Source organism: Streptomyces sp. NBC_00846 (assembly GCF_045207325.1).
Lineage (GTDB): Bacteria > Actinomycetota > Actinomycetes > Streptomycetales > Streptomycetaceae > Streptomyces.
The window spans coordinates 1518468-1532327 of the sequence record NZ_CP108846.1; the positions used below are offsets into that span (position 1 = coordinate 1518468).

At 69.2% G+C, this 13860-nt stretch carries 12 protein-coding genes; 8 read left to right on the forward strand and 4 right to left on the reverse strand.

Annotation, left to right across the window (positions count from 1 at the left end):
- Positions 1-36: 36 nt before the first annotated feature.
- Together sufB and OG936_RS07080 are read right to left on the reverse strand one after the other, a co-directional pair.
- The gene (gene sufB / locus OG936_RS07075; RefSeq protein ID WP_406380746.1) at positions 37-1458 is read right to left on the reverse strand and encodes a Fe-S cluster assembly protein SufB; all 1422 of its coding nucleotides are present in this window, start codon (positions 1456-1458) and stop codon (positions 37-39) included.
- On the reverse strand, positions 1455-2195 hold the full coding sequence (locus tag OG936_RS07080) for a helix-turn-helix transcriptional regulator (protein ID WP_406493294.1): 741 nt from the start codon (positions 2193-2195) through the stop codon (positions 1455-1457). The genes sufB and OG936_RS07080 overlap by 4 nt, the downstream gene beginning before the upstream one ends.
- A 136-nt stretch (positions 2196-2331) precedes the next feature.
- Between OG936_RS07080 and OG936_RS07085 the strand changes: the two genes are divergently transcribed.
- The 3 genes from OG936_RS07085 to OG936_RS07095 all read left to right on the forward strand — a co-directional run bounded on the left by OG936_RS07085 (position 2332) and on the right by OG936_RS07095 (position 5156).
- Complete coding sequence (locus tag OG936_RS07085) at positions 2332-3312, forward strand: ABC transporter ATP-binding protein (RefSeq protein ID WP_406493295.1); 981 nt, start codon at positions 2332-2334, stop codon at positions 3310-3312.
- Positions 3309-4076: an ABC transporter permease gene (locus OG936_RS07090; RefSeq protein ID WP_383749880.1), complete on the forward strand. Its 768-nt coding sequence runs from the start codon at positions 3309-3311 to the stop codon at positions 4074-4076. The genes OG936_RS07085 and OG936_RS07090 overlap by 4 nt, the downstream gene beginning before the upstream one ends.
- A 75-nt stretch (positions 4077-4151) precedes the next feature.
- Entirely contained in the window at positions 4152-5156 is a 1005-nt protein-coding gene (locus tag OG936_RS07095) for a COX15/CtaA family protein (protein ID WP_406493297.1), read from the forward strand.
- 180 nt (positions 5157-5336) lie between these two features.
- On the opposite strand, the gene OG936_RS07100 is transcribed toward OG936_RS07095, so the two are convergent.
- A complete protein-coding gene (locus tag OG936_RS07100; RefSeq protein ID WP_406493299.1) occupies positions 5337-5693 on the reverse strand; it encodes a hypothetical protein in 357 nt (118 codons plus the stop codon).
- Positions 5694-5791: 98 nt separating this feature from the next.
- Positions 5792-6745: a heme o synthase gene (locus OG936_RS07105; protein ID WP_406493300.1), complete on the reverse strand. Its 954-nt coding sequence runs from the start codon at positions 6743-6745 to the stop codon at positions 5792-5794.
- Positions 6746-7158: 413 nt separating this feature from the next.
- Here OG936_RS07105 and tkt point away from each other — a divergent pair, with 413 nt between their 5' ends.
- From tkt to pgl, 5 genes are read left to right on the forward strand one after another with little or no spacing between them, the layout of a single operon-like run.
- Positions 7159-9246: a transketolase gene (gene tkt / locus OG936_RS07110; protein ID WP_406493302.1), complete on the forward strand. Its 2088-nt coding sequence runs from the start codon at positions 7159-7161 to the stop codon at positions 9244-9246.
- Positions 9247-9280: 34 nt separating this feature from the next.
- A complete protein-coding gene (gene tal / locus OG936_RS07115) occupies positions 9281-10399 on the forward strand; it encodes a transaldolase (RefSeq protein WP_406493304.1) in 1119 nt (372 codons plus the stop codon).
- A gap of 5 nt (positions 10400-10404) precedes the next feature.
- Positions 10405-11937, forward strand: a complete 1533-nt coding sequence (gene zwf / locus OG936_RS07120; protein WP_406493306.1) for a glucose-6-phosphate dehydrogenase — start codon at positions 10405-10407, stop codon at positions 11935-11937.
- Complete coding sequence (gene opcA / locus OG936_RS07125; protein WP_406493307.1) at positions 11934-12983, forward strand: glucose-6-phosphate dehydrogenase assembly protein OpcA; 1050 nt, start codon at positions 11934-11936, stop codon at positions 12981-12983. Before zwf ends, opcA begins: the two co-directional genes overlap by 4 nt.
- A complete protein-coding gene (pgl, locus tag OG936_RS07130; RefSeq protein WP_383749900.1) occupies positions 12980-13762 on the forward strand; it encodes a 6-phosphogluconolactonase in 783 nt (260 codons plus the stop codon). The genes opcA and pgl overlap by 4 nt, the downstream gene beginning before the upstream one ends.
- The last annotated feature ends 98 nt before the right edge of the window (positions 13763-13860 follow it).

Below are 13860 nucleotides of genomic sequence, written 5' to 3' on the forward strand. Positions count from 1 at the left end.
GTCGGGGAGTTCGGTCGTCCGGCTGCGGTAGCCGTATTAGCCGACCGAACCCTCCATCTGCAGCTCGATCAGCCGGTTGAGCTCAAGTGCGTACTCCATCGGCAGCTCCTTCGCGATCGGCTCGACGAAGCCGCGCACGATCATCGCCATTGCCTCGAACTCCGTCAGACCGCGGCTCATCAGGTAGAAGAGCTGGTCCTCGGAGACCTTGGAGACGGTTGCCTCGTGGCCCATCGACACGTCGTCCTCGCGGACGTCGACGTACGGGTAGGTGTCGGAGCGCGAGATGGTGTCGACCAGGAGCGCGTCGCACAGCACGTTGGACTTGGAGCCCGCGGCGCCCTCGCCGATCTCGACCAGACCGCGGTACGAGGTACGGCCGCCGCCTCGCGCCACCGACTTGGAGACGATGTTGGAGGAGGTGTTCGGCGCCATGTGGACCATCTTGGATCCGGCGTCCTGGTGCTGGCCCTCGCCCGCGAAGGCGATGGAGAGCGTCTCGCCCTTGGCGTGCTCGCCCATCAGGTAGACGGCCGGGTACTTCATGGTGACCTTGGAGCCGATGTTGCCGTCGACCCACTCCATGGTCGCGCCCTCGTACGCCACGGCGCGCTTGGTGACCAGGTTGTAGACGTTGTTCGACCAGTTCTGGATCGTCGTGTAGCGGCAGCGGCCGCCCTTCTTCACGATGATCTCGACAACGGCGGAGTGCAGCGAGTCCGAGGAGTAGATCGGCGCGGTGCAGCCCTCGACGTAGTGGACGTAGGCGTCCTCGTCGACGATGATCAGCGTCCGCTCGAACTGGCCCATGTTCTCCGTGTTGATACGGAAGTAGGCCTGCAGCGGGATGTCGACGTGGACACCCTTCGGCACGTAGATGAACGAGCCACCGGACCACACGGCCGAGTTCAGCGAGGCGAACTTGTTGTCGCCGACCGGGATGACGGTGCCGAAGTACTCCTTGAAGAGCTCCGGGTGCTCCTTCAGCGCGGTGTCCGTGTCGAGGAAGATGACGCCCTGCTCCTCCAGGTCCTCACGGATCTGGTGGTAGACGACCTCGGACTCGTACTGCGCGGCGACACCGGCGACCAGGCGCTGCTTCTCCGCCTCCGGGATACCGAGCTTGTCGTAGGTGTTCTTGATGTCCTCGGGCAGGTCCTCCCAGGACTCCGCCTGCTTCTCGGTGGACCGCACGAAGTACTTGATGTTGTCGAAGTCGATGCCCGACAGGTCCGAGCCCCAGTTCGGCATGGGCTTCTTGTCGAACAGGCGCAGCCCCTTGAGACGGAGCTTCAGCATCCACTCGGGCTCGTTCTTCTTTGCCGAGATGTCGCGTACGACAGCCTCGGAGAGGCCGCGCTTGGCCGCCGCGCCTGCCGCGTCGGAGTCGGCCCAGCCGAATTCGTACGTACCCAGACCCTCGAGCTCAGGGTGGGCAGTCTCCGTGGGGAGCGTCATGCGGGGTTCCTCCCGGCCGTGCTTGCAGATACTGAATGGGTGGTCTGTGGTGCTGCGTGGCCGCTGCGCGGAATGTAGGTCGTGCACACACCGTCGCCGTGGGCGATGGTGGCCAGACGCTGCACATGGGTCCCGAGGAGGCTGGAGAAGAACTCCGTCTCCGCCTCGCACAGCTGCGGGTACTGCTCGGCGACATGGGCGACCGGGCAGTGGTGCTGGCACAGCTGCTCGCCCTGCTGCGGGCCGGGCGCGCTACGCGCGGTAGCAGCGTACCCGTCGGCCGACAAAGCCTTGGCCAAGGCCTCGGTCCGTGCCTCCGGGACCGCGGCCTCGACCGCCGCGCGGTACGCCTCGGACTGGGCCGCGATCCTGGCCCGGGCGAAAGCGACGACCGCCTCGTCGCCCGAGGTCTCGGCGATCCAGCGCAGCGCGTCTGCGGCGAGCTTGTCGTAGGACTGGTCGAAGGCGTCCCGCCCGAAGTCGGTGAGGGCGAACACCTTGGCCGGGCGGCCCCGGGTCCGCGCGCCGTACACCCGCTGTTCGCGGGCCTCGACGACGCCGTCGGAGACGAGGGCGTCGAGATGGCGGCGTACCGCGGCCTGGGTCAGGCCCAGGCGCTTGGCCAGCTCAGAAACCGTGGACGGGCCGTGGTCCAGGATGGAGCGCGCGACGCGGTTGCGCGTCGAGCGCTCTCCGGTCGCGAGTTCCTCCTGCGGAGCCTCGCCAACGTATTTCACAACGCCATTGTTGCGTAATTCATCTCGCCCTGACAACCACGGTCCGGAACGATCTACGGTGCGTTTCATCACTTAGGGTTACCTAATGCGGCCCCGGGACACGGGCGTTTCCCGCCCCTGCCTAGACTTACCGGCCATGAAGAGCGAGTCCGCCCTCCCGTCACCCGGCCGCTGCCCCCCATCGAGGCACTCCGCGCCGCACCTGGCCATCGAGGTCCGCGGACTGGTGAAGCGGTACGGCCCCAAGACCGCTGTGGACGGCCTCGACCTGCGTGTACGCACCGGCGCGGTCACCGCCGTCCTCGGCCCCAACGGCGCCGGCAAGACCACCACCATCGAAACCTGCGAGGGCTACCGCCGTCCGGATGACGGGACGGTACGGGTCCTCGGTCTCGATCCGGTCGCCGATGCCGCGCTGCTCCGCCCGCGGATCGGCGTGATGCTCCAGTCGGGCGGCGTCTACTCCGGAGCGCGCGCCGACGAGATGCTCCGCCACATGGCGAAACTCCACGCCCATCCCCTGGACGTCGACGCCCTGATCGAGCGCCTCGGCCTCGGCAGCTGCGGCCGGACGGCCTACCGCCGGCTCTCCGGCGGCCAGCAGCAGCGGCTCGCCCTGGCGATGGCCGTCGTGGGCCGCCCCGAACTGGTCTTCCTGGACGAACCGACCGCCGGCCTCGACCCGCAGGCCCGCCGGTCCACCTGGGATCTCGTACGGGAGCTGCGCGCCGATGGCGTGTCCACCATCCTGACCACGCACTTCATGGACGAGGCCGAGGAGCTCGCCGACGACGTCGCCGTCATCGACGCGGGCAAGGTCATCGCCCAGGGCAGCCCGGAGACGCTCTGCCGCGGCGGCGCCGAGAACACCCTGCGCTTCACCGGCCGCCCCGCGCTCGACCTCGGCTCCCTGCTGAAGGCACTGCCCGACGGTACCGAGGCGGCCGAGCTCACTCCGGGCACGTACCGCATCACCGGCGACGTCGGCCCGCAGCTGCTGGCCACCGTCACCTCCTGGTGCGCGCAGCACGGCGTGATGCCGTCCGGCATCTCCGTGGAGCGGCACACACTGGAGGACGTCTTCCTGGAACTGACCGGCAAGGAGCTGCGCGCATGAGCGCCGGTACGTACACCCCGCGGCCCGGCGCCGCCCCGCTGTCCCGCATGATCACCACGCAGACCGCGCTGGAGACGCGGATGCTGCTGCGCAACGGCGAGCAACTGCTGCTGACCGTGATCATCCCGACGCTGCTGCTGGTGCTGTTCAGCGCGGTCGACATCGTGGACACCGGCTCGGGCGAGTCGGTCGACTTCCTGACCCCCGGCATCCTCGCGCTCGCCGTGATGTCGACGGCCTTCACCGGCCAGGCCATCGCCACCGGCTTCGAGCGGCGGTACGGGGTGCTCAAGCGGCTCGGCGCCTCGCCGCTGCCCCGCTGGGCCCTGATGACCGCCAAGACCCTCTCCGTACTGGTCACCGAGGTGCTGCAGGTGGTGCTGCTGACGGTGATCGCGTTCGCGCTGGGCTGGTCGCCGCACGGCAACCCGTTCGCCGTCCTGCTGCTGCTCGTGCTCGGCACCGCGGCCTTCTCCGGGCTCGGGCTGCTGATGGCCGGGACGCTGAAGGCGGAGGCGACGCTCGCCGCGGCCAATCTGGTCTTCCTGCTGCTGCTGGTCGGCGGCGGTGTCATCGTGCCGCTGGAGAAGTTCCCGGACGCGGTGCAGTCGGTGCTGGGGCTGCTGCCGATCGCTGCCCTGTCGGACGGGCTGCGCGACGTACTCCAGCACGGCGCGTCGATGCCGTGGGGAGACCTCGGCATCCTCGCGGTATGGGCGGTGCTCGGGCTGGGCGCGGCGGCGAAGTTCTTCCGCTGGGAGTGAGCGGGCCCACGCATCGGTCGACGTTTCGGGGTAACTCGTCCCCCTCGTGAAAGCTTGCACAAGCCGCCGCCTACCATGGTGCGCGTGCCCAAGCTGACCCGAGCCGAAGTCGCTCAAGCCGTGCGGAACCCGCTCCTCTACATCGCCGAGCGATGGACTCCGTCCCCCCGCACGGTCCGCCGTGCGGCCATGTCGGCCGTCGTCATGGCCGTGCTCATCGTCGTGACCGGCGGCGCGGTGCGGCTGACCGGCTCCGGCCTGGGCTGCCCGACCTGGCCCAAGTGCACCGAGGAGAGCCTCACGGCGACGAGCGAGATGGGCCTCCACGGCGCCATCGAGTTCGGCAACCGGATGCTGACGTACGTCCTGTGCGCGGCCGTCGGGTGGGCGATCATCGCCGCCCGGTCCGCGAAGCCCTGGCGGCGCAGCCTCACCCGGCTCGGCTGGGTGCAGTTCTGGGTGGTCATGGGCAACGCGGTGCTCGGCGGCATCGTGGTGCTGGTCGGCCTCAACCCGTACACCGTCGCGGCGCACTTCCTGCTCTCCACGGCGCTGCTCACCGTCGCGATGGTGACGTGGCAGCGGGTCCGTGAGGGCGACGCGGCGCCCCGGCCGCTGGTGGGCAAGGCGGTGTCCCAGCTGACCTGGCTGCTCGCGGTCGTGGCGGGGCTGCTGATCGCGGTCGGCACAGTCGTCACGGGCGCCGGACGGCACGCGGGTGACTCCAGCGAAGTCCACCGCATTCCGATCGACTGGAAGATGATCACGCAGCTGCACGCCGATCTGGCCTGGGCCGTGGTGGCGCTGACCGTGGCCCTCTGGTTCGTACTGAAGGCCGTGGACGCACCCGTCGGGCCGCTGCGCCGCACCCGTGACCTCTTCCTGGTGCTGCTGGGGCAGGGACTTGTCGGGTACGTGCAATATTTCACCGACACGCCGGAAGTACTGGTCGGACTGCACATGCTCGGCTCGTGCCTGGTGTGGATCGGCGTGGTGCGCGTCCTGCTGTCGCTGCGCGAGCGGCCGGTGGAGGTCGGGCCGACTCCGACCCCGCACAGCGAAACAGCGCTCATCGCCTGAAAGGCGCCGCGCGCCGGGGAGCACATGGGCAAGGCGTCATTGGGTACGTGCAGTACGGACCATTCCCGGCGCGCGGCAGAAATGCCAACGCGCGAATCCCCTAAAGGTTTCGTCAGCGGCTGATCGAAAGCCCCCTGCCAGCCCGGCTGAATGCGGTGAGCAGGGGGCTTTCGCCTGCCCTCAGGCCTTGTCGAACGGGCCGCCCACCTGGATTCCGGCCATCCGCGTCCACTCGTACGGGCCGGTGCGGACCTTCGCGGCGAACTCCCCGTCGAAGGACTCGTGCATCGTGATCCCGGCCTTCCGGGCGGCACTCTCGGCGACCGCGTACGACGGGGCGACCAGATCGCCCCAGCCGCCGTCCTCGCCGACGAGAACGATGCGGGTGCCCATCTGCCCGATGTAGGAGAGCTGTCCCTCCGCACCGCCGTGGGCCTTGGAGAAGGCACCGATCTGCTTGGCGAGCCTCGCCGCCCTGCGCTCCGCGCGGGCCGCCTGCTTGCCGCTCTCCACCTGGGTTTCTGCCGTCTCTGCCATGCTCAGGATGCTACCGATGGGTACGCCGACGTGCGACGGGCGGGGCACGTGGCCTGGGCCACGCACCCCGCCCGTCGGCAGGTGTCGGTGAAGCGGGACTACCTCAGGAAGGGGTCGACCGCCACGGCGACGAAGAGCAGCGAGACATAGGTGATCGACCAGTGGAACAGCCGCATCTCCTTGAGCTTCCCGCCCGTCACCCCGGCCTTGGCCCGGTTGAGCAGGCCGTGGGCCTCCCAGAGCCAGAACCCGCCGGTCAGCAGCGCCACCGCCGTGTAGAACCAGCCGGTGTAGCCGAGCGGGGTCAGCAGCAGCGAGACGGCGACCATCACCCAGCTGTAGACGACGATCTGGCGGGCCACCACCCGGTTGGAGGCGATGACCGGCAGCATCGGCACGCCGACCCTGGCGTAGTCGTCCTTGACCTTCATCGACAGCGGCCAGTAGTGCGGCGGCGTCCAGAAGAAGATGACGGCGAAGAGGATGACCGCGGCCCAGGACATCGAGTTGGTCACGGCGGACCAGCCGATGAGGACCGGCATGCAGCCGGCGATGCCGCCCCAGACGATGTTCTGCGAGGTGCGGCGCTTCAGCAGCATCGTGTAGACGACGACGTAGAAGAGCAGCGCACCGAGCGACAACGCCGCCGACAGCCAGTTGACCAGCAGTCCGAACCAGGCCGTGGAGATCACCGCGAGGGCAATACCAAAGGCCAGGCACTCACGCGGGGTCACCATTCCGGTGACCAGCGGGCGCTGCGACGTACGGTCCATCAACGCGTCGATGTCGCGGTCGATGTACATGTTCAGCGCGTTGGCACCGCCCGCGGAGAGATATCCCCCGACGGTGGTGGTGAGAACGAGCCACAGATCGGGTACACCCTGAGCGGCCAGGAACATCACCGGAACAGTGGTGATCAGCAAAAGCTCGATGATCCGAGGCTTGGTCAACGCCACGAATGCCTTGACACGGGCCCCGAACGGGCGATGGCCCCCTGGACTGGGAGTCAAGGCGACCCCTGCGGGTCGGGACTCGACGGCCGTCACGCACACCCCTGACAGAGAAATCCCAGCAAGCTCCGGGCGTGAAGGCCCAGTAAAGACTTGCGCGAACCAGACCACTGTAGACGTTGGGGACAGGCCGCCCTTCGCGGGGGGTGCGGTCGTGTTGAAGTGGCGCAGAAGTAAACGGACGCGCTCATCGAAGTGGCATATGAGGGCCTCGCTGACCGAGGTGGCGCATCAGTGAAAGGACACGCTCATCGGAGGGCCCAGAAGTGGCCTGAGGCGCTCATCGGAGGGCCCAGAAGTGAGCCGTCGCGCTCATACGGGAGGCGAACTCCACGGACCACCCGCACCCTGGAAAGCAGCCGGAAAATGCGTGTTTCGACGAGGGTAGGCTCGACAGCGCCCGGTGCGGTCACCAGTCACCGGTTTACAACAGTGGAGAGGAGCCCTGACTCAGGGTGAGCACCAAGCCGACCACCACAGACCTCCAGTGGACCGAATTGGACCAGCGGGCCGTGGACACTGTCCGCGTCCTTGCCGCCGACGCCGTACAGAAGGTCGGAAACGGCCACCCGGGCACGGCGATGAGCCTGGCTCCCGCCGCGTACACCCTCTTCCAGAAGGTGATGCGGCACGACCCCGCCGACGCCGAGTGGACCGGTCGCGACCGGTTCGTGCTCTCCGCGGGGCACAGCAGCCTGACCCTCTACATCCAGCTCTACCTGGCCGGGTACGGCCTGGAGCTCGATGACCTCAAGGCCTTCCGCACCTGGGGTTCGAAGACCCCCGGTCACCCGGAGTACGGCCACACCACCGGCGTCGAGACGACCACGGGCCCGCTGGGCCAGGGTGTCGCCAACGCGGTGGGCATGGCGATGGCCGCCCGCTACGAGCGCGGCCTGTTCGACCCGGAGGCGGCCCCCGGCACCTCCCCGTTCGACCACATGATCTGGGTCGTCGCGGGCGACGGCTGCCTCCAGGAGGGCATCTCCGCGGAGGCGTCCTCGCTGGCCGGGCACCAGAAGCTCGGCAACCTGGTCCTGCTGTGGGACGACAACCACATCTCCATCGAGGGCGACACGGAGACCGCGGTCTCCGAGGACACCCTGAAGCGGTACGAGGCGTACGGCTGGCACGTCCAGCGCGTCGACCAGCTGCCCAGCGGCGACCTGGACCCCGCAGGTCTGTACGCGGCGCTGCAGGCCGCCAAGGCCGAGACCGAGCGCCCGTCGTTCATCGCGGCCCGTTCGATCATCGCCTGGCCCGCCCCGCACGCCCAGAACACCGAGGCCTCGCACGGCTCGGCACTCGGTGACGAAGAGGTCGCCGCGACGAAGAAGGTCCTCGGCTTCGACCCGGAGAAGACCTTCGAGGTCTCCGACGAGGTCATCTCGCACACCCGTGAGGCGCTGGACCGCGGCCGCGAGGCCAAGGCCGAGTGGGAGAAGTCCCTCGCCGCGTGGCGCACCGCCAATCCGGAGCGCGCCGCCGAGTTCGACCGGATCTCCGCGGGCGAGCTGCCCGCCGGCTGGGAGGACAAGCTCCCCGTCTTCGAGCCGGGCAAGAGCGTCGCCACCCGTGCCGCCTCCGGCAAGGTGCTCCAGGCTCTCGGCGAGATCGTCCCCGAGCTGTGGGGCGGCTCCGCCGACCTGGCGGGCTCGAACAACACGACGATCGACAAGACGTCGTCGTTCCTCCCGACGGGCAACCCGCTGCCGGGCGCGGACCCGTACGGCCGCACGATCCACTTCGGCATCCGCGAGCACGCCATGGCCGCGGCCATGAACGGCATCGCGCTGCACGGCCACACCCGTATCTACGGCGGCACCTTCCTGGTGTTCTCCGACTACATGCGCAACGCCGTGCGCCTGTCCGCGCTGATGCACCTGCCGGTGACGTACGTGTGGACGCACGACTCCATCGGTCTCGGCGAGGACGGCCCGACCCACCAGCCGGTGGAGCACCTGGCCTCGCTGCGCGCCATCCCGGGCCTGAACATCGTCCGCCCGGCCGACGCGAACGAGACCGCCGTCGCCTGGCGCGAGATCCTGCGCCGCTACACCAAGGTGTTCGGCAAGGGAGCCCCGCACGGCCTGGCGCTGACCCGTCAGGGCGTGCCCACGTACGAGGCGAACGAGGACGCGGCCAAGGGCGGCTACGTGCTCTTCGAGGCCGAAGGCGGCGACGCCCAGGTCCTCCTCATCGGTACGGGCTCCGAGGTGCACCTCGCCGTCGAGGCGCGCGAGGAGCTGCAGGCGGCCGGCATCCCGACCCGGGTGGTCTCGATGCCGTCGGTCGAGTGGTTCGAGGAGCAGGACCAGGCGTACAAGGACAGCGTTCTGCCGCCGTCCGTGAAGGCCCGGGTCGCGGTCGAGGCCGGTATCGGTCTGACCTGGCACCGGTACGTCGGAGACGCCGGCCGGATCGTCTCGCTGGAGCACTTCGGTGCCTCGGCCGACGCCAAGGTCCTCTTCCGTGAGTTCGGCTTCACCGGCGAGCACGTCGCCGCCGCAGCGCGGGAATCTCTCGCCGCCGCCACGCGCTGACGCCGTTATACGACTAGTAGGAGATGCAATTCTCATGACAGACGCACTCAAGCGCCTCTCCGACGAGGGCGTGGCGATCTGGCTCGATGACCTGTCGCGCAAGCGGATCACCTCGGGCAACCTCGCCGAGCTGATCGACGAGCAGCACGTCGTGGGCGTCACCACCAACCCGTCGATCTTCCAGAAGGCGATCTCGCACGGCGACGGGTACGAGCGCCAGCTCACCGATCTCGCCACCCGCAAGGTCACCGTCGACGAGGCCATCCGCATGATCACGACGGCCGATGTGCGGGACGCCGCGGACATCCTGCGTCCGGTCTTCGACGCCACGGACGGCCAGGACGGCCGGGTCTCCATCGAGGTCGACCCTCGTCTGGCCCACCACACCGACGCCACCGTCGCCGAGGCCAAGCAGCTGGCCTGGCTGGTGGACCGGCCCAACACGCTCATCAAGATCCCGGCGACGAAGGCCGGTCTTCCGGCGATCACCGAGGTCATCGGAAAGGGCATCAGCGTCAACGTCACGCTGATCTTCTCGCTGGAGCGCTACCGCGAGGTCATGGATGCCTACCTGGCGGGTCTGGAGAAGGCGAAGGCCGCGGGCCTGGACCTCTCCAAGATCCACTCGGTGGCCTCCTTCTTCGTGTCCCGCGTGGACACCGAGATCGACAAGCGTCTCGACGCGATCGGCACCGACGAGGCCAAGGCGCTCAAGGGCAAGGCGGCGCTCGCCAACGCCCGGCTCGCCTACCAGGCGTACGAGGAGGTCTTCGGCTCGGACCGCTGGGCCGCCCTGGACAAGGCGCACGCCAACAAGCAGCGCCCGCTGTGGGCCTCGACCGGTGTCAAGGACCCCGCGTACAAGGACACCCTGTACGTCGACGACCTGGTCGCCCCCGGCACGGTGAACACCATGCCCGAGGCCACTCTGGACGCCACCGCGGACCACGGACAGATCACGGGCAACACCATCGCCGGCACCTACGAGCAGGCCCGCGCCGAGCTCGACGGCGTCGCGAAGCTCGGGATCTCCTACGCCGACGTCGTCCAGCTCCTCGAGGACGAGGGCGTCGAGAAGTTCGAGGCGTCCTGGATCGACCTGCTCAACTCGACCGAGGCAGAGCTCAAGCGCCTCGCCCCTTCGGAGGGCTGACCACCTTGTCTGGTGTTCCCGGAGCCAACCCGCTTCGTGACCCCCAGGACCGACGGCTCCCGCGCATCGCGGGACCGTCGGGTCTGGTGATCTTTGGGGTCACGGGCGATTTGTCCCGTAAAAAGCTGATGCCAGCCGTCTACGACCTGGCCAATCGCGGCCTGCTGCCGCCGGGCTTCTCCCTCATCGGTTTCGCGCGCCGCGAGTGGCACGACGAGGACTTCGCACAGGAGGTCCACGACGCCGTCAAGCAGCACGCCCGTACGCCGTTCCGTGAAGAGGTCTGGCAGCAGCTCATCCAGGGGATGCGCTTCGTCCAGGGCAACTTCGACGACGACGACGCCTTCGAGACGCTGAAGGCGACGATCCAGGAGCTGGACAAGGCACAGGGCACGGGAGGCAACTTCGCCTTCTATCTGTCCGTGCCTCCGAAGTTCTTCCCCAAGGTCGTCCAGCAGCTCAAGAAGCACGGGCTCGCGGACCAGAAGGAGGGTTCCTGGCGGCGTGCCGTCATCGAGAAGCCCTTCGGCCACGATCTGAAGAGCGCACAGGAGCTCAACCAGAACGTGCACGACGTGTTCCCGCCCAACGAGGTCTTCCGGATCGACCACTACCTGGGCAAGGAAACGGTCCAGAACATCCTGGCGCTGCGGTTCGCCAACACGATGTTCGAGCCGATCTGGAACAGGTCGTACGTCGACCACGTCCAGATCACGATGGCCGAGGACATCGGCATCGGCGGCCGGGCCGGCTACTACGACGGCATCGGTGCCGCCCGTGACGTCATCCAGAACCACCTGCTCCAGCTGCTGGCACTGACGGCGATGGAGGAGCCCGGCTCCTTCCACCCGAAGGCCCTGGTCGCCGAGAAGCTCAAGGTGCTCACGGCGGTGGAACTGCCGGACGACCTGGGCAAGCACACGGTGCGCGGCCAGTACGCGCGCGCCTGGCAGGGCGGCGAGGAGGTCCTCGGCTATCTGGAGGAGGACGGCATCGACCCCAAGTCGACGACCGACACCTTCGCCGCGATCAAGCTGACGATCAACAACCGCCGCTGGGCGGGCGTGCCGTTCTACCTCCGTACCGGAAAGCGGCTCGGCCGCCGCGTCACGGAGATCGCGGTCGTCTTCAAGCGCGCCCCGTATCTGCCCTTCGAGTCCGGCGCGACCAAGGAGCTGGGCGGCAACGCCCTGGTCATCCGGGTCCAGCCGGACGAGGGCGTGACCGTGCGGTTCGGCTCCAAGGTGCCCGGCACCTCGATGGAGGTCCGGGACGTCACGATGGACTTCGCGTACGGCGAGTCCTTCACGGAGTCCAGCCCGGAGGCGTACGAGCGGCTCATCCTCGATGTGCTGCTCGGCGACGCCAACCTGTTCCCGCGGCACCAGGAGGTCGAACTCTCCTGGAACATCCTCGACCCGATCGAGGAGTACTGGGACAAGCACGGCAAGCCCGCGCAGTACCCGGCGGGCACCTGGGGCCCGGCCGAGGCGGACGAGATGCTCGCACGAGACGGACGGAGCTGGCGTCGGCCATGAAGATCGATCTCACGGAGACCACTTCCAGCAAGATCAACCAGGCGCTGGTGTCGGCCCGCCGGGCCATCGGTACCCCGGCCATCGGCATGGTGCTGACCCTGGTCATCGTCACCGACGAGGAGAACGCGTACGACGCGCTCAAGTCGGCCGGCGACGCCTCGCGCGAGCACCCCTCGCGGATCATCGCGGTGATCAAGCGGGTCAGCCGTTCGCCGCGCAGCCGCCGGGACGCCCGGCTCGACGCCGAGGTGCGGGTCGGCTCCGACGCGGGCACCGGCGAGACCGTCGTCCTGCGTCTCCACGGCGAGCTGGCCAACCACGCCCAGTCGGTGGTCCTGCCGCTGCTGCTGCCGGACGCCCCGGTCGTGGTCTGGTGGCCCGAGGACGCACCCGACGACCCGGCGAAGGACCCGCTGGGCGCGCTCGCCCAGCGCCGGATCACGGACGCGTACTCCTCGGAGCACCCGAGCGACGAACTCGCCGTCCGCGCCCGGTCGTACACCCCGGGCGACACCGATCTGGCCTGGACCCGCATCACGCCGTGGCGCTCGATGCTCGCGGCCGCGCTCGACCAGCAGCACGTCGAGATCGTCGCGGCGACGGTCGAGGGCGAGTCGGAGAACCCGAGCTGTGAGCTGCTCGCCATGTGGCTCGCCGACCGGCTCAAGGTTCCGGTGGAGCGCACCCAGTCCGACGGCCCCGGTCTGACGGCCGTGCGGATGACGACCAAGAACGGTGTCATCGTCCTGGACCGGCCGGACGGTTCGCTGGCCACGCTCTCGATGCAGGGCCAGCCCGACCGTGCGGTGGCGCTCAAGCGGCGGGAAACCTCCGAGCTGCTCGCCGAGGAGCTGCGGCGCCTGGACCCGGACAACACCTATGAGGCGACGGTGAAGTTCGGCGTGGAGAAGCTCGGCGGACCGGCGGTGCAGAAGCCTGCCGAGCCCAAGTCCACCGAGCCCAAGTCCACCGAACCGAAGTCCGGCGGGACCGCCGGCCCGGCCGCCGCCAAGAAGACGGCGGCCAAGAAGGCGGCGACGAAGTGAGTGCCCCTCAGCTTGTCGTGCACCGCGACAAGGAGCTGATGGCGCAGGCCGCCGCGGCCCGGCTGATCACGAGGGTCGTGGACGCCCAGGCCGCCCGTGGCTACGCCTCGGTGGTCCTCACCGGCGGGCGCAACGGCAACGGCCTGCTGGCCGCCCTCGCCGCCGCGCCCGCCCGGGACGCGATCGACTGGTCGCGGCTCGATCTGTGGTGGGGCGACGAGCGGTTCCTGCCGGAAGGCCATCCGGAGCGCAATGTCACGCAGGCCCGCGAGGCCCTGCTCGACTCGGTGCCGCTGACCCCGTCCCGGGTACACGCGATGCCCGCCTCGGACGGCCCCTGCGGCAACGACGCCGACGCGGCCGCGGCCACGTACGCCGGGGAACTGGCCGCGGCGGCCGGTCCGGAGGACCACGGTCCGGTGCCGACGTTCGATGTGCTGATGCTGGGCGTCGGCCCGGACACGCATGTCGCGTCGCTCTTCCCGGAACTGCCCGCGGTACGGGAGACCGAACGCACCGTCGTCGGTGTGCACGGCGCCCCCAAGCCGCCGCCCACCCGGGTCTCGCTCACGCTGCCCGCGATCCGGGCGGCGCGCGAGGTGTGGCTGCTCGCCGCGGGTGAGGACAAGGCGGAGGCCGCGGAGATCGCGCTCTCGGGTGCCGGGGAGATCCAGGCCCCGGCGGCCGGTGCGTACGGACGCAGCCGCACCCTGTGGCTGATGGACGCGGCGGCGGCCTCGCGGCTGCCGCGTGCGCTGTATCCGCCGGCCTCTCCCTGAGTGGCCGTCAGTACCGTTGCACCCGGGCCTGGTTCGCTCCTCGGAGCGGCCGGGCCCGCGGCGTGAAAGGGCGGGGAGCCGGGCTCGCCGTCCCCCGA